Raw genomic sequence first — 16,249 nt, 5'->3', positions numbered from 1 at the left:
CGGCTCGCTCACGTGATCCCTCGACTTCCTGAAGCGGACAACAACTTGTCCAGGTTACCCCGACTCACGCGGCAGGCAAGGTGGGGAGCAAGTAGCGCTGGAAGGTTGGCGCGGTGCCCGTGTCACTCGGTCTCCGAGCCTGCGCCGCGGGCTGAGTCGGCACCGGAGTCGCGGAAAGTGCGTCCGGCCAGCGGCACCCGCCAGCCGAGTCGCAGCGAGATCATGCGCAGCGTGAAGACCACCAGAGCGATGCCGGGCCCGGCCCAGAGCAGCGACAGCTCCAGGCTCAGCGCGGTCACGGCCAACACCGCCCCGAGCATGGCGGGCACGGCGTAGACCCCGCGCGGGTTGAAGATCTGCGGGGTCTCGTTGGCCACGACGTCGCGCATCGCGCCTCCGCCCACGGCGGTGGTGATGCCCAGCAGGACGCAGGCGAGTTCGGTGAGTCCTGCCTCCCAGGCGATGACGGTGCCGGTGAGGCAGAACAGCGAGAGCCCGACGGCGTCGAAGACCAGCAGCGTGCGGCGCAGTCGGGTCTCGTGCAGCAGTCCGGTGAGCACCAGCACCACGGCCAGCAGCACCGGCGCGAGGTAGATCGGGTTCTGCAGCGCCAGCGGCGGGCCATAGCCGATCAGCACATCGCGCGCCACGCCGCCGCCCAGCCCCGCCATGGAGGACAGCAGCACCGAGCCGACCACGTCGAAGCCTTTGCGCGCGGCCAGCAGCGCCCCGGAGACGGCGAAGGCGAAGGTGCCGATCAGCTCCACGGCCAGCAGCAGGACGTCCATGCTCTCCCCCTCGTTCCCCGGCCCACGGACGCGGCTGCGCCCGGGGCCTCGACCGGCGCGCAGTCCGGCGACGCCGCGAACAGCCTACCCTCGCGGGCGCGGCCGCCTGCCCCCGGGGCCGCAGCGTCCTGCCCTCACGGGCACAGTCTGCTATCGCTGCGGGCGCAGCACCGGTGTCAGGTCATCGAGCACCGAGGCGTCCTCGATGGTCGACGGGATGCGGGGCTGCTCGCCGTCGGCGATCTGCCGCATGGTCTTGCGCAGGATCTTGCCCGAACGGGTCTTGGGCAGGGCCGAGACCACGGAGACGCTCTTGAAGTCGGCCACGGGCCCGATCATCCGACGCACGAGGTCGGTCAGTTCGGCGCGCAGGGTCTCGGCGTCGTCCTCCCTGCCTGCCTTGAGCACCACGAAGCCAGAGGCGCGCTGGCCCTTGAGCTCATCGGCCAGCCCGATGACGGCGCATTCTGCCACGGCCGGGTGGGAGGCGATCACCGCCTCGATGGCTCCGGCCGAGAGCCGGTGGCCGGACACGTTGATCACGTCATCGGTGCGGCCCATGACGAAGAGGTAGCCGTCCTCATCGAGATAGCCGGAGTCCCCCGTGGCGTAGAAGCCGGGGAAGGCGGAGAGATAGGAGTCGATGAAGCGCTGGTCATCGCCCCACAGCGTGGGCAGGGTGCCGGGTGGCATGGGCAGGCGCAGCGCGATGTTGCCCTCCTGGCCTGCGCGGAGCTCCTCTCCGGCGGGACCCAGGATGGACACGTCATAGCCGACCATGGGCAGCGTGGCGGAGCCCTCTTTGACCGGCAGCGGGTCCAGGCCCACCGGGTTCGCGGCGATCGGCCAGCCGGTCTCGGTCTGCCACCAGTTGTCGATGACCGGGACCTGCAGCGCGTCCCCGATCCAGCGCTGGGTGGCCGGGTCCAGCCTCTCCCCCGCCACGAAGAGGTGCTCCAGCGAGGAGAGGTCATAGTCGCCTGCCAGCGCCGCTTCGGGGTCCGTCTTGCGGATGGCGCGCAGGGCCGTCGGGGCGGTGAACAGGGCCGTGATCCGGTGCTGTTCGACCATCCGCCAGAAGGCGCCGGCGTCGGGGGTACCCACAGGCTTGCCCTCATAGAGCACGGTGGCGGCGCCCACCAGCAGCGGCGCGTAGACGATATAGGAGTGGCCCACCACCCAGCCCACATCGGAGGCCGTGAGCATGATCTGTCCTGGTCCGACGGCGTAGATCGCCTCCATCGACCAGCTCAGCGCGACGGCGGTGCCGCCCTGATCACGCACCACTCCCTTGGGCCGGCCCGTGGTCCCGGAGGTGTAGAGGATGTAGAGCGGATCGGTTGCGCTGACCGTGACCGGCGATGCCGGACTCGCCTGTGCGGTGAGCTGCTCCCAGTCGTGCCACTGAGCCTGCGAGTCATCAGCAACCTCCTGCACGCTGTGGCTGAAGCCGTCACGCTGCTGGACCACCACGCTGCTGACCTTGTGGGTGGCCAGGCGCAGCGCCTCGGCCACAGTGGGGAGGTATTCCACCCGCCGGCTGGGCTCGACGCCGCCAGAGGCCGTGAGCACGACGTCGGGGGCGGCGTCGTCGATGCGCGAGGCGAGCTCCCGGGCGGCGAACCCGCCGAAGACCACCGAGTGCACGGCACCCAGTCGGGCGCAGGCCAGCATCGCGATGGGTGCCTGCGGGATCATCGGCAGGTAGATCACGACCCGATCACCTGCACCGACTCCCAGCCCGGCCAGCATCCCGGCACAGCGTGCCACCTCATCGGTCAGCTCGGCGTAGGTATAGCTTCGAGAGTCCTCGGTGACCGCCGAGTCATAGATCAGCGCGGTCTGCTCTCCACGGCCCGCCTCGAGGTGTCGGTCCAGGCAGTTGTAGCTGAGATTGAGCCGTCCGTCGGGGAACCAGCGGTAGATGGGGGCCGCTGAGTCATCCAGGGCTCGCTGCGGCGCCTGCTCCCAATGCACAGAGGCTGCGGCCTCAAGCCAGAACTCGTCGCGCTGACGCAGCGAACGGTCGTGCAGCTGACGGTAGGTCTGGGAAGTCATGGTGGTGCTCCTGCTCATCGGGTGTGTGCTGAGGCGCTGCCACCAGCGTATGACCTGGGTCACATCAAGTAAAGGCCTCTGTATACATAGAACGCAGATCGGAAGAAGATATTGCAGATTACTCGGCATTCATGCGTGATCTGTATACACTGGGGCTATGCGTGCCAGTGACCGTGCCTATGCGACACTCCGTCAGGAGATCCTCGACGGTGAACTGGAGCCAGGCAGCCTGTTGGGCGAGGTGGAGCAGGCCGAACGGCTCAGCCTCTCCCGCACCCCGCTGCGTGAGGCGCTCTCCCGGCTGATCGCCGACGGCCTCGCTGTGCAGGCCGCCGGCCGTGGGACTGTGGTCAGCTCCATCTCCGCGGAGGATGTGGACCTTCTCTTCGAGCTGCGGCTGCCCCTGGAGGTCCAGTCCGCGCGGCTGGCGGCCGAACGCGGAGACCCGCAGCGGTTCGCGACGCTGGCCGATCGCTTCGCCGCGGCCGAGTCCACGCTGCAGGTGTCTGCGGACTCCCCCGCAGATGCCTCTGCGGGCTCCCCCGCCGCGGCGCCCGATGACACGCAGTATTACGATCTGACCGCAGAGCTCGACGAGGCCCTGTCAAAGGCCGCGGCCAACCCCTACCTGAGCCACGCCCTGCGCAGCATGCGAGCCCATCTGGTGCGCGCCAGGCGGCTCGCCCAGCATGAGCCCGCGCGTCTGCAGGCCTCGGCGCGGGAGCACCGCGAGGTCTGCCTGGCCATCGCCTCGGGAGACCCCGAGACCGCCGGCGCCGCCATGCTGATCCACCTGCGCCGCAGCCATGCCTACATCACCGCCCAGCACGAGCGAAGTTGACGCCTGCCCGACATGAACCGCCCCAGGCTGAACCGCAACAGCCTGAACCCCGTCCGAGAGGAACCACGAGAATGCTCACCCATAACGTCCGGGTCTACCGCAGCGAAGAGAACCTTCCCCGCGAAGACCAGCTCGCCTACAAGATCGCCCGCGTCGCCACCGACTCCGTGGCCGTGGAACCCGAGGTCACCGAGATGGTGATCAACCGCATCATCGACAACGCCTCGGTCGCCGTCGCCTCGCTGAACCGCGGCCCGATCGTCGCCGCACGGGCACAGGCCCTGGACCATCCGATCTCCGCCCATGGCTCGGGCGCCTCCATCTTCGGCATCTCCACGAGGTCCAGTCCGGAATGGGCGGCCTGGGCCAACGGGGTGGCCGTGCGGGAACTGGACTACCACGACACCTTCCTCGCAGCCGAGTACTCCCATCCCGGGGACAACATCCCCGCCGTGCTGGCAGTCGCTCAGCACACCGGCCGCTCAGGGACCGAACTCATCCGCGGCATCGCCACCGGATATGAGATCCAGGTCGACCTGGTCAAGGCGATGTCGCTGCACAAGCACAAGATCGACCACGTCGCACACCTCGGACCCTCCGCCGCCGCAGGGATCGGAACCATGCTCAACCTGGACGCCGAGACCATCTTCCAAGCCGTGGGCCAGGCCCTGCACACCACCACAGCCACCCGGCAGTCACGCAAGGGCGAGATCTCCACCTGGAAGGCCCATGCGCCGGCCTTCGCCGGGAAGATGGCAGTGGAGGCGGTGGACCGGGCGATGCGCGGTCAGACCTCACCGGTGCCCATCTATGAGGGCGAGGACGGAGTGATCGCCTGGATGCTCGACGGACCCGATGCCTCCTACGAGGTGCCGCTGCCGGCCCCGGGCGAGCCCAAGCGCGCCATCCTGGACACCTACACCAAGGAACATTCCGCGGAGTACCAGGCCCAGGCCTGGATCGACCTGGCGCGACGACTCCACCACGCCCACCCGGAGCTCGCCGATTCCAGCCGGGTGAAGTCCGTGGTGATCTACTCCAGTCATCACACCCATTACGTGATCGGCTCCGGCGCGAACGATCCGCAGAAGTATGAGCCCACCGCCTCCCGCGAGACGCTGGATCACTCCATCCCCTACATCTTCACCGTGGCGCTGCAGGACGGCGCCTGGCATCATGTTGACTCCTACGCCCCAGAACGTGCACAGCGTCCGGACACGGTGGACCTGTGGCACAAGGTCACGACCAGGGAGGATCCCGAGTGGACGCGTCGCTACCACTCCACCGACATCGCCGAGAAGGCCTTCGGCGGGTCTGTGGAGATCACCATGCATGACGGTCAGCTGATCAGCGATGAGATCGCCGTCGCCGACGCCCACCCGCTGGGTGCCCGGCCCTTCGCCCGCGAGCAGTACATCGCGAAGTTCCGCACCCTGGCCGAGGGAGTCGTCTCCGCAGGGGAGGCAGACCGTTTCCTCTCCGCCGTCCAGCGCCTGGAGACTCTGCCGGCCGGGGAGCTCGATCAGCTCAACATCCGCGCCGCGGCCGGGGTCATCGATCCCGCCGCCGCCCCGAAGGGACTGTTCTAGACCATGCTCTACTCCTCCACCACGCCCGCGCAGAAGCGCGTGGATCTGCGCGCCATGCTCACCCCCGGGGCGGCGCGCCAGTTCCCGGGCACCTTCACCCCGCTCTCCGCCCCGCTGATCGAGGCGAAGGGCTTCGACGGCATCTACATCTCCGGCGCCGTGCTGGCCAATGAGCTCGGTCTGCCCGACATCGGACTGACCACACTGACCGAGGTCGCCCAGCGGGCCGGCCAGATCGCCCGCGCCACGAACCTCCCCGCGCTGGTCGACGCCGACACCGGCTTCGGCGAACCGATGAACGTGGCCCGCTCCGTCCAGGAGCTCGAGGACGCTGGACTCGCCGGGTGTCACATCGAAGACCAGTTCAACCCTAAGCGCTGCGGTCACCTCGATGGCAAGAACCTGGTCGATCTGCAGACCGCCACGCAGCGGGTGGCGGCGGCCGCCCGCGGCCGTCGGGATGAGAACTTCCTGATCATGGCGCGGACCGACCTGCGCGCCGTCGAGGGCCTGCAGCCCGCGATCGAGCGCGCCAAGGCACTGGTCGACGCCGGGGCCGATGCGATCTTCCCTGAGGCCATGAAGGACCTCAGCGAGTTCGCGGCGGTCTGTGAGGCGGTGGATGTGCCGGTGCTGGCGAACATGACCGAGTTCGGCAAGTCTCCGCTGTTCACCCGCGAGGAGCTGGCCGAAGCCGGGGTGGCGATGGTGATCTACCCGGTGACCTCGCTGCGCTCAGCCATGGGTGCGATCGAGCGCACCCTGGATACGCTGGTCGCCGAGGGCTCCCAGCAGAGTGCGGTTGCCGAGATGATGACACGCGCGCGGCTCTATGAGCTGGTCGACTACGAGGGCTACAACGCCTTCGACACGTCCATCTTCAACTTCGACGTCCCCGATGTGCACAGCAGCTCTTCCTGAACCGCTGGACCCGCAGCACGCCACGCACCGCACAGACGCGGCAACAGACGCCGCAACATGCAGCAACATGCAGCAATGACCGAGGAGGTCCCTGATGACCGAACAGACCAATTCCGAGAAGATCTACAAGGGACTGGCCGGTGTGGTCGCCGACCACACCGCCGTCTCCAAGGTGAACCCTGAGTCGAACTCTCTGCTCTACCGCGGGTACCCGGTCCAGCAGCTCGCCGCCCAGCTCTCCTTCGAGGAGGTGGCGCTGCTGCTCTGGACCGGCGAGCTGCCCACGCAGGAGGAGAAGGACGAGTTCATCGCGCTGGAGCGTTCCCACCGGGCGCTGGACTCTCGGGTCAAGGCGGCGATCGATCTGCTGCCCCTGGATGCGCACCCGATGGACGTGGGACGCACTGCGGTCTCCGTGCTCGGAGCGAACCATCCCCAGTCGGGGGACTCCTCCCCCGAGGTGGAGCTGCGCAAGGCGAAGGAGCTCTTCGCCGCGTTCCCCGCCGTCGTCGCCTATGACCAGCGTCGGCGCAGGAAGCAGGAGGTCGTGGAGCCGCGCGATGATCTGGACTATTCGCAGAACTTCCTCTGGATGACGTTCGGGGAGGAGGCGCCCGAAGAGGTGGTCGACGCCTTCCGGGTCTCGATGGTGCTCTACGCCGAGCACTCCTTCAACGCCTCGACCTTCACCGCCCGCGTGGTGACCTCCACGCTGTCGGACCTGCACTCCGCGGTGACCGCTGCGATCGGTGCCCTGAAGGGACCGCTGCACGGCGGTGCCAACGAGGCGGTGATGCATACCTTCGAGGAGATCGGCATCGACAAGGACGAGACCCGCGAAGAGGCTGCGGCGCGGGCCAAGACCTGGATGGAGCAGGCGCTGGCCGAGAAGCGCAAGGTGATGGGCTTCGGGCACCGCGTGTACAAGTCCGGGGACTCGCGGGTGCCGACCATGAAGCAGGCGCTGGATGCGATGGTCGAGTACTACGGCCGCGGGGAGCTCATGGGTCTCTACGACGGACTCGAGGCCGCCATGGGCGAGGCGAAGAACATCCTGCCCAACCTCGACTACCCGGCCGGCCCGACCTACCACCTGATGGGATTCGACACGGAGATGTTCACTCCGCTGTTCATCGCCGCACGGATCACCGGCTGGACGGCGCACATCCAGGAGCAGCGCGCCGACAACTCGCTGATCCGCCCGCTGAGCGCGTACAGCGGACCGGACGAGCGCAGCCTCTGAGGGTGAACTGCGCTCTCGGGCCTCAGCGGGCCCGCGGATGTGCGGTGGCGTAGCTCTCCTGCAGCGCCTCTGCCGTGACCTTCGTATAGATCTGTGTGGTGGTCACCGAGGCATGGCCCAGCATCTCCTGGACCAGGCGGATTCCAGCGCCGCCTTCGAGCAGGTGCGTCGCGCAGGAATGGCGCAGCGTGTGCGGGGAGACCTCCTGGCCGATCTCCGCGGCCGCGGCATGGGTCTGCAGCACGGTCCAGGCGGACTGCCGGGAGAGCCTGCCGCCGAGCCTGTTCAGGAACAGCGCGGGCGACGGCGCGCGGCGCCCGATGCGAGCGGCCAGGGCCGGTCTGCCGGCGGTGAGATAGTCGTTGATGGCCTGCTGGGCGTAGCGCCCCACCGGGACCATGCGCTGCTTGTCCCCCTTGCCGGTCACCCGGACGATGACCAGCCCGTCCGCGGGCTGGGCGCCTGACGCGGCGGGCTGGGCGCGGAGCTCATGGATGTCATCCACGTCCAGGCTCACCGCCTCGGTGATCCGGGCACCGGTGGCATAGAGGAACTCCAGCAGCGCGCGATCCCTGCGGCCCAGCTCGGTGTCCCGGCTCGGGGCATCCAGGAGCCGCTGAACCTCGTCCACGCTGAGCGCCTTGGGCAGCGACTGGCGCGGCTTGGGCGCGGACACGTGCTTCGCCGGATCATGGGTGGTCCGCCCCTCGCCGGCCCAATAGCGGTGCGCGCCCCGCACGGAGGCCAGCACTCGGGCCATGGACCGCTGGGACAGGGCCGAGCCGCCGTCGTCGCCGGTGCTCAGCCGCTGCAGAAAGTCAGCGATCAGAGACTCATCGATCCCGCGCAGCTCCTCGACCCGCCGGTCGAGCAGGAACGCGCCATAGCGCAGCAGGTCGTTGCGGTAGGAGCTCAGCGTGTTCGCCGCCGAGCCGCGTTCGATGCGCAGATGGGTGAGGTAGTCCTCGATCTCGGCGCCCACAGGCGAGGACGGCACCTCCAGACGGAGCTGGATGTGCCGTTCCCGTGCCTGCTCAGGACCGGCGGACCCGTCCTGGTCAGTCATGACTCAGCCGCGTCCGCCCTGGGCGAGCTGACGGTCCAGCCCTGCGCGGATCAGACCGGCGAAGAGCGGATGCGGGTTCGTGGGCCGGGACTTCAGCTCAGGATGCGCCTGGGTGGAGACGTAGTACGGGTGGACTTCCCGCGGCAGCTCCGCGAACTCCACGAGCGTCCCGTCCGGGGACGTGCCGGAGAAGACCAGCCCGGCCTCGGTGAGCTGCTCGCGATAGGTGTTGTTGACCTCGTAGCGGTGCCGGTGCCGCTCCGAGATCAGCGTGGACCCATAGGTCTCAGCGACCACCGAGCCTTCGATGAGCTTGGCGTCATAGGCGCCCAGGCGCATGGTGCCCCCCAGATCCCCGGCTCCTTCGACGATGGCTTCCTGCTCTGCCATCGTGGCGATCACCGGGTAGCCGGTCTGCGGATCGAACTCGGTGGAGCTCGCCTCGGTCAGGCCCAGCACGTTGCGGGCGTATTCGATGACCATGGTCTGCAGTCCGAGGCACAGGCCCAGGGCCGGGACGGCGTGCTCGCGGGCATGCCGCAGCGCCCCGATCTTGCCGTCGAGTCCGCGCACGCCGAAGCCGCCTGGCACACAGATCGCGTCCACGCCCTCCAGCGCCTTGGCCGCACCTTCTTCGGAGGCGCACAGGTCGGAGGCGACCCAGCGGATCTTGGTCCGGGTGCTGTGGGCGAATCCGCCGGCGCGCAGAGCCTCGGTGACCGAGAGGTAGGCGTCGGGAAGGTCGATGTACTTGCCCACCAGCGCCACTTCAACCTCGTGATCGGGATGGTGCACGGCGTTGACGAGCTTGGACCACTTGGACCAGTCCACGTCCTTGAACTTCAGGTCCAGGGCCTGGACCACATAGGCGTCCATCCCCTGGCGGTGCAGGATCCGCGGAATGTCATAGATGCTCGGGGCGTCGGCGCAGTTGATGACCGCATCCTCGACCACATCGCACATCCGTGAGATCTTGCCGCGGATCTCGGAGGGCAGCTCGCGGTCGCTGCGCAGCACGATGCCGTCGGGCTGGATGCCGATCGAGCGCAGGGCGGCCACCGAGTGCTGGGTGGGTTTGGTCTTCAGCTCCTGGCTGGGGCCGATATAGGGCACCAGGGAGACGTGGAGGAAGAAGACGTTCTGCCGGCCGATGTCCTGGCGGACCTGCCGGGCGGCCTCGAGGAACGGCTGGGACTCGATGTCGCCGACGGTGCCGCCGATCTCGGTGATGATCACATCGGGGGCGTCCTTGCCCTCGGCGGGCAGGCGCATGCGCCGCTTGATCTCGTTGGTGATGTGCGGGATCACCTGGACGGTGTCGCCGAGGTAGTCCCCGCGGCGTTCCTTCTCGATGACGGTGGAATAGATCTGACCGGTGGTCACATTGTTGACGCCGTCGAGGTTCTCGTCGAGGAAGCGCTCGTAGTGTCCGATGTCCAGGTCCGTCTCGGCGCCGTCTTCGGTGACGAAGACCTCGCCGTGCTGGAAGGGGTTCATCGTGCCGGGATCCACGTTGAGATAGGGATCCAGCTTCTGCATGACCACGGAGAGGCCACGGGCCCGGAGCAGATGCCCCAGGGAGGAGGCGGTCAGGCCCTTGCCGAGGGAGGAGACCACACCTCCCGTGACAAAGATCTGTCGACTAGTAGGGAGGCTGTTCTGGTTCCTGGAACTGTTTCTCTGCACCACGGAGTTCGATCCTAACACTGAACGGGAGGTGGATGTAGTGCCATGCCTGTGAGCTACAGCGCAGCGGCTGCGCTGATGAGTTCGCGGGCATGGGCGCGCGCTGATTCGGAGTCCTCCTGGCCGGCGAGCATGCGCGCCAGTTCGCTGACCCGCTGCTCCTCGTTCAGGGGGGTCACGTCAGAGGCGGTGAAGCCGCCGGAGACCGAGCTGTCCTGCACCGAGGACTTGAAGACCCGGATGTGGTTCTGCGCGTAGGCGGCGACCTGCGGCAGGTGGGTCACCACGATGACCTGCCGGTGCTGGGCCAGCATCGCCAGCCGTCGGCCGATCTGCACGGCGGCCTTGCCGCCGACGCCGGCGTCCACCTCGTCGAAGATGAAGGTCTCGGTCTCGGAGCCCTCGGCGAGCACCACCTCCAGCGCGAGCATGACGCGGGAGAGCTCACCGCCTGAGGCTCCCTTGCCCAGCGGCAGCGGATCGGCTCCGGGGTGCGGCGCGAGCAGCATGGCCACGGTGTCGGCGCCGTCGGGCCCGAGCTCCTTGGTCTCGGCGACGTCGATGACCATGCGTGCCTGCGGCATGGCCAGCGCGGCCAGCTCTTCACCGACCGCGGCGCCGAGCTGCTCCCCCGCCTGGAGACGACGACGGCGCAGCTCCTCGGCCTGGGCCCAGAGGTGGGCTCCCAGCTCGCCGATCTCCGCGCTCAGCTCTTCGATCCGGTCCGCATCGGACTGCAGGCTGTGCAGCCGGGCGCGGGCATCCTCGGCCCAGGCCAGCACGGCGTCGATGTCCGGGCCGTAGAGCCGGATGAGTCGTTCCAGGTCTGCGCGGCGCTGGTGGACCTCGGCGAGCCGCTCGGGGCCGGATTCATCGAGGTTCGCCGCATAGATGCCAAGCTCGGAGGCGGCGTCGTTGAGCAGGCTGGAGACCGAGGAGATCTGCTCGGCGATCTGTCCCAGCTCCTGGTCCTGCTCCTGGACCGCGGCCAGCGCCGTGGCGGCGGATTCCACCAGGGCCACGGCGTGCGGGGCATCGTCCAGGACCTCGGCAGCATCGGGGCCGGAGAGGGAGAGCTGCGCGGAGCGGGCGGCCTCGCGCAGGGATTCCACGTTCTCCAGCTTCAGGGACTCCGTCTTCAGCTCCTGGTCCTCACCGGGCAGCGGCTCCACGGCGTCGATCTGCTCCAGGGACTGCTGCAGCTGTTCGGCTTCGCGGCGTCGTTCGCGCTCGTTGGTGGTGATCTCCTCGAGCTCGGCGACCTTGCGCTGGTAGCCGGAGAACTGTTCGCGGTAGGTGCTCAGCGCCTGGGCGAACTCGGCCCCGGCGTGGCGGTCCAGTGCGCGACGCTGCGCGGCGGAGGAGCGCAGCCGCAGCTGGTCGCTCTGACCGTGGACCGTGACCAGGGAGCTGCCGATCTCGCCGAGCAGTGCGATGGGCACGCTGCGGCCGCTCACGTTCGCCCGGCTGCGTCCTTTGCTGCTCAGCGTGCGGCCCAGCAGGATCTCGACCTGGCCGGCCGGGGTCGCTGCGGATGCGGCAGGAGTCTTCTGGGCTGCGGCGCCGTCCGAGGTTTCCAGGATCTCTGGGGCCTCTGGAGCCTCGGGGTTCTCTGGGGCCTTCAGGGGCTCTGGGGTCTCCAGCCAGGCGCCTGCGTCCTGGGCGAGGCTGACGCAGCGGTGGGTGCTGGGCACGGTGATCCCGGCATCAACGGTGGCCTGCGGCGCTCCCGAGCGAATGGCACTGGCCTCAGCACGAGCTCCGAGCAGCAGACCCAGCGCGGTGACCACCATGGTCTTGCCCGCGCCGGTCTCGCCGGTGACCACATTGAGCCCGGCATCGAGTGGCAGCTCCGCGTGTTCGATCACGCCGAGGTCGCTGATGGTGACGTAGTCGATCACCGTTCGACCGCCTCCTCGCTCTGGAATGGCTCGAGGGTCTCGACCTGGTTCGCCGGGTCGACGGGTCCGCGCCACCCGGTGGTGGGCAGGTTGAACTTGTCCACCAGGCGTTCGGAGAACGGGGTCTGATGGACCCGTGCCAGCAGGACAGGCTCAGCCGAGCGTGTCACCTCGACGCGGGAGCCCGGGGGCAGCTCCATGAAGCGACGGCCGTCGCACCAGAGCACGCCCTGCTCCTCCTCACGCTGGAGGACCTCCACGGCCATGATGGAGTCGGGATCGGTCACCAGGGGGCGGGAGAAGAGCGCGTGGGCGGAGATGGGGACCATCACCAGGGCCTGCACCTCAGGCCAGACCACGGGACCGCCCGCGGAGAAGGCATAGGCGGTGGATCCGGTGGGGGTTGCCATGACCACGCCGTCGCAGCCGAAGGCGGAGACGGGTCGGCCGTCGATCTCGATCACCAGGTCGATCATGCGTTCCCGGGACTGCTTCTCGATGCTGGCCTCGTTGAGCGCCCAGCTGCTGCCCACATGACGGCCCGCCTGCCAGACCTGGACGTCCAGCGCCATCCGTCGCTCCACGGTGTAGTTCTGATCCACGACCCACTGCACGGAGGCGTCGAGCTCGGTCCGCTCGGACTCAGCCAGGAAGCCGACATGACCGAGGTTGACTCCCATCAGCGGCAGGCGCTTCGTGCGCACCAGGTCCGCCGCGCGGAGGATGGAGCCGTCTCCGCCGAGGACCATGCCGACCTCGCAGTCGGCCAGCGGCACTTCGTGCTCGGCCACCGCGATGCTCAGTCCCTGCAGCCGGTCACCCAGCACGTGGTTCAGGGCGGTGATGTCGCGCTCGAGCATGACGGGGCGCAGGCCCGCACTGTGGAGTCGCTCCGCCACCGTGACAGCGGCTTCCACGGCGTCACGCCTGCCCGTATGGGCGAGCACCAGGATCTCTCTGGTCATGGAGCCTCCTTCAGTCGAACTCGACCTTGCCCAGCCTATCGCTGATCAGCTGTGCCGCATCCGCGGAGGAGGCTGTGCCGAGCTCGGCGCGGCCCAGCTGGAGGAAGAATTCGGCGTTGCCGTCCTGACCGGTCAGCGTCGAGCGGTGGACCCCGACGAGGCTCAGCTGCTGGGCGGCGGCGGCGTGCAGGACCGATTCCACGGCCTCACGGCGCAGCGCGGGGCTGCTCACCACACCGGTGCGGCCCAGTCGGCCACGACCGATCTCGAACTGGGGCTTGACCATGAGCAGCAGGTCCGTGGCCTGGTGAGTCTGCGCGGCGAGCGCGGGGAGCACCAGGCGCAGGGAGATGAAGGACAGGTCCGCCACGATGAGGTCGAACGGGTCGCCCAGGTCACCACGGCTCAGGTGCCGCAGGTTCAGTCCCTCGTGGTTCTGCACCCGGGGGTCCGCGGCGATGTCCGGGTGCAGCTGACCATGTCCGACGTCGACGGCGACCACCTCGCGGGCTCCGGCATGCAGCAGCACCTGGGTGAACCCTCCGGTGGAGGCGCCCGCGTCCAGGCAGCGGGCACCCTGCACGGTGACCTGGGGGGACGCCGCCAGGGCGCCGACAAGCTTGTGCGCGGCCCGGCTGACCCAGGGGTCCTGCGCGCGGACCTGGAGGTGCTGGGACTCGTCGATCAGCGCGGCGGGCTTGTGCACCGGGGCGCCGTCCACCGTGACCTGGTCCGCGGCGATCAGCTGCGCCGCACGGGTGCGGCTGGGCGCCAGCCCGCGAGCGACGAGCATCTTGTCCAGACGAAGCCTGCTGCCGGCGTCGTTCATGAGGGTTCGTCGGTGGTCTGTCTCAGCCGCTGGCTCAGGTCCTGGACCAGCCCTTCGGAGCGGGTGATCTCGGCTTCGAGCTCCTCGAGACTGAGCGGCGCATTCGTCTCGGCATCGTCGGGCTCGTCCTGATTCATGTGCTCGGGCCCTGCTGCGGGGCCGGATGCTCGGCGGTCCGCACGGGACGGTGAGCTCCGTCGAACAGCGCGCCGAGGTGCTCGATGATCCAGCGGGGCTGGGATTCCGGTTCGGCCTGGGCGGCGGCGGCCTCGGAGTCGATGCCGGTGAGCACCAGCGTGGTGTCGAAGCCCGCCCGGTTGCCTCCGAGAACATCGGTGTCGAGCCGGTCCCCCACCACGAGCGGGTTGGTCAGCTGCAGATACTGGGCGGCCTGGGTGAACATGACCGGTTCCGGCTTGCCAGCGGCACGGGGCCGCTGGCCGGTGGCGCGACCCACAGCTTCGATGAGCGCCCCGTTGCCCGGGGCGATGCCTCGCTCACGGGGAATGCTGAGATCGAGGTTGGTGGCGAACCACTGCGCCCCGGCATTGATGGCGTAGGAGGCTTCTGCGAGATCGGCCCAGCTCAGGGAGGGATCGAAGCCCTGAATCACTGCGTCCGGCGTCTGCACGGACGAACGGACGACGACGAACCCGGCCTGCTCGACCAGCTCACGCAGGTAGTCGCTGCCAGTGACCAGGACGCTGGCACCTGGTGCCACGGACTCCGTCAGCAGAATGATCCCGGCGGGTGCCGAGCCGAAGACCTCCTCGGTCAGCGCCGGGATGCCCAGTGACTGCAGGTGTTCGGCAACCTGCTGCGCTGAACGTGAGGCGTTGTTCGTGACGTAGGCGCGGGGAACCTCCAGACGCACCAGCTCCTCGACGGCCTCGGCGGCGCCGTCGATCGCGGAGGGTCCGGCGTAGAGCACACCGTCGAGGTCGAAGAGCACTCCGTCATAGGAGTGGATCAGACCTGCCGTCATCCACGTCCTCCGTGGCGCCGGTCCTGACTGCGCTCACCGCCGCGTTCACCCGAGCGTCCGAGCACGTCCTTGACCTTGGGCAGTTCAGCCGGCTCATCGTCAAAGTCGAGGATCTCGGGGTCCTCGAAGGCCCCTGACCCCAGCGCGCGCTCTGCAGCGAAGGCCTGCTCGTACCAGCGCTGGGCCTCGTCCTCGCGGCTCGTCGCTTCGAGTGCCGCGGCGTAGGCGGTGAAGAGCCGCGGGGAGAAGCTGAAGGCGCGGTTGATGTCGAGTTCCGGGATCTCCAGCGCAGTGACGGCGGAGGCGTGGTCGCCGAGGTCCGTATAGGCGCCGGAGATGACCATTGCCATCTCGGCCCGCACGGGTCCCTTGAGGTCGGCCGCGTCGGAGGACTCGGCCAGTTCGATCGCCTTCTGTGGACGCTCGAGTCCGCGTTCGCAGTCAGCCTGAACGGGCAGGTGGGTCTGGTCTCCACTGATCCTGCGATACGTGCGCAGCTCGCGCAGCGCCTCGGCGTAGTCCCCCGCGGCGTAGGCGGTCAGGCCCACCGCCTCGCGGACCACCGCAAGTCGTCCTCCGCGACGGGAGGCGGCAAGGGCATGCTCGAAGGCGAGCTGAGGGTCTATGTCCACAAGGCGTCCGGCCATCACGAGGTGGCGGGCCACCCAGGGGCGGTTGGTGTCGTTGAGCGTGCGCAGCTGCAGCAGGGCAGGGCGATCCAGCTCCTTGCCGGTGACATCCTCATCGATCTCGGGAGAACGCGTGCGATCCTCGCTGTTGGACCGGCGCAGGTCGCGCGGATTGCGCGGGGGCCTGGGGCGGTCTCCGCAGGACTCGTCGTACATGGGTGGGGGTTCTCCTTGGATTACGTGCGCAGGGCCCTCTCAGGATACCGCTTCACGATGAGGGACCCTCCTGGCGGTGCGCGGCATTCACGGGCGCTGCGGAGACGACGGAGTCGGTCGGCCGGAGAGGACAGGTGCTGCTGTGCGATGTTCTCCTCGGGCGATTGTGCCCGGATACAGGTGAAGCCCGGTCCCACAAAGGGGACCGGGCTTCAACCCTCTCAACAAAAAGTGTCCGGCGGCGACCTACTCTCCCACACACTCCAGTGTGCAGTACCATCGGCGCAGTGGGCCTTAGCTTCCGGGTTCGGGATGGGACCGGGCGTTTCCCCCACGCTATGACCGCCGTAACTCTAGAACAACACCAGATTCCCACACCACCACAACAACCAACCCAAACAGGGTCCGGTCCTCATGACGGGGTACACGGTGTCGTAAACCTAAACTCACAACAACACTATTCAAAAACAAAACACGTTCTCTTCTGACCCACCACACCACCCCCTGTAAAAGAACAGGGAAATAGTGCAGG

The 16,249-nt window shown here is 68.3% G+C and carries 14 protein-coding genes and 1 rRNA gene; 4 read left to right on the top strand and 11 right to left on the bottom strand.

The genetic code is table 11. From position 1 onward, the window contains the following. Positions 1-122: 122 nt before the first annotated feature. Both H4W27_RS03620 and H4W27_RS03615 read right to left on the bottom strand, forming a co-directional pair. Positions 123-788 carry a trimeric intracellular cation channel family protein gene (locus H4W27_RS03620; RefSeq protein WP_192594726.1) on the bottom strand — a complete coding sequence of 222 codons (666 nt, stop codon included), beginning with the start codon at positions 786-788 and terminating at the stop codon, positions 123-125. Positions 789-938: 150 nt separating this feature from the next. Further along, a complete protein-coding gene (locus tag H4W27_RS03615; protein WP_192594725.1) occupies positions 939-2,846 on the bottom strand; it encodes an AMP-binding protein in 1,908 nt (635 codons plus the stop codon). A 157-nt stretch (positions 2,847-3,003) separates the two neighbouring features. On the opposite strand from H4W27_RS03615, the gene H4W27_RS03610 reads away from it, so the two are divergent. From H4W27_RS03610 to H4W27_RS03595, 4 genes are all read left to right on the top strand, one after another. Next, complete coding sequence (locus tag H4W27_RS03610) at positions 3,004-3,687, top strand: GntR family transcriptional regulator (protein ID WP_192594724.1); 684 nt, start codon at positions 3,004-3,006, stop codon at positions 3,685-3,687. Positions 3,688-3,758: 71 nt separating this feature from the next. Then, positions 3,759-5,276 carry an MmgE/PrpD family protein gene (locus H4W27_RS03605; RefSeq protein WP_192594723.1) on the top strand — a complete coding sequence of 506 codons (1,518 nt, stop codon included), beginning with the start codon at positions 3,759-3,761 and terminating at the stop codon, positions 5,274-5,276. A gap of 3 nt (positions 5,277-5,279) precedes the next feature. Then, positions 5,280-6,197 (top strand): methylisocitrate lyase, encoded by a 918-nt coding sequence (prpB, locus tag H4W27_RS03600; RefSeq protein WP_192594722.1) that lies wholly within the window; start codon positions 5,280-5,282, stop codon positions 6,195-6,197. A 94-nt stretch (positions 6,198-6,291) separates the two neighbouring features. After that, complete coding sequence (locus H4W27_RS03595; protein ID WP_192594721.1) at positions 6,292-7,440, top strand: bifunctional 2-methylcitrate synthase/citrate synthase; 1,149 nt, start codon at positions 6,292-6,294, stop codon at positions 7,438-7,440. 22 nt (positions 7,441-7,462) lie between these two features. On the opposite strand, the gene H4W27_RS03590 is transcribed toward H4W27_RS03595, so the two are convergent. From H4W27_RS03590 to rrf, 9 genes are all read right to left on the bottom strand, one after another. Then, positions 7,463-8,506, bottom strand: coding sequence for a site-specific tyrosine recombinase (locus H4W27_RS03590; protein WP_192594720.1), 1,044 nt, complete (start codon positions 8,504-8,506; stop codon positions 7,463-7,465). Positions 8,507-8,509: 3 nt separating this feature from the next. Then, positions 8,510-10,213: a CTP synthase gene (locus H4W27_RS03585; RefSeq protein WP_192594719.1), complete on the bottom strand. Its 1,704-nt coding sequence runs from the start codon at positions 10,211-10,213 to the stop codon at positions 8,510-8,512. Positions 10,214-10,248: 35 nt separating this feature from the next. Continuing rightward, a complete protein-coding gene (gene recN, locus H4W27_RS03580) occupies positions 10,249-12,093 on the bottom strand; it encodes a DNA repair protein RecN (RefSeq protein WP_192594718.1) in 1,845 nt (614 codons plus the stop codon). Further along, positions 12,090-13,058, bottom strand: coding sequence for an NAD kinase (locus H4W27_RS03575; RefSeq protein ID WP_192594717.1), 969 nt, complete (start codon positions 13,056-13,058; stop codon positions 12,090-12,092). Before H4W27_RS03575 ends, recN begins: the two co-directional genes overlap by 4 nt. Positions 13,059-13,068: 10 nt before the next feature. Further along, positions 13,069-13,887, bottom strand: coding sequence for a TlyA family RNA methyltransferase (locus H4W27_RS03570; RefSeq protein ID WP_192594716.1), 819 nt, complete (start codon positions 13,885-13,887; stop codon positions 13,069-13,071). Next, positions 13,884-14,024, bottom strand: a complete 141-nt coding sequence (locus tag H4W27_RS03565) for a hypothetical protein (RefSeq protein ID WP_192594715.1) — start codon at positions 14,022-14,024, stop codon at positions 13,884-13,886. Before H4W27_RS03565 ends, H4W27_RS03570 begins: the two co-directional genes overlap by 4 nt. Next, the gene (locus H4W27_RS03560; protein ID WP_192594714.1) at positions 14,021-14,872 is read right to left on the bottom strand and encodes an HAD-IIA family hydrolase; all 852 of its coding nucleotides are present in this window, start codon (positions 14,870-14,872) and stop codon (positions 14,021-14,023) included. The genes H4W27_RS03565 and H4W27_RS03560 overlap by 4 nt, the downstream gene beginning before the upstream one ends. Continuing rightward, the gene (locus tag H4W27_RS03555; protein ID WP_192594713.1) at positions 14,869-15,717 is read right to left on the bottom strand and encodes a tetratricopeptide repeat protein; all 849 of its coding nucleotides are present in this window, start codon (positions 15,715-15,717) and stop codon (positions 14,869-14,871) included. The genes H4W27_RS03560 and H4W27_RS03555 overlap by 4 nt, the downstream gene beginning before the upstream one ends. A gap of 233 nt (positions 15,718-15,950) precedes the next feature. Then, positions 15,951-16,067, bottom strand: a 5S ribosomal RNA gene (rrf, locus tag H4W27_RS03550). Positions 16,068-16,249: the final 182 nt, after the last annotated feature.

The organism is Nesterenkonia lutea (assembly GCF_014873955.1).
GTDB classification, from domain to species: Bacteria; Actinomycetota; Actinomycetes; order Actinomycetales; family Micrococcaceae; genus Nesterenkonia; species Nesterenkonia lutea.
Note: the sequence above shows the minus strand (reverse complement) of the source record. Positions and strands in the feature narration are given on the sequence as shown.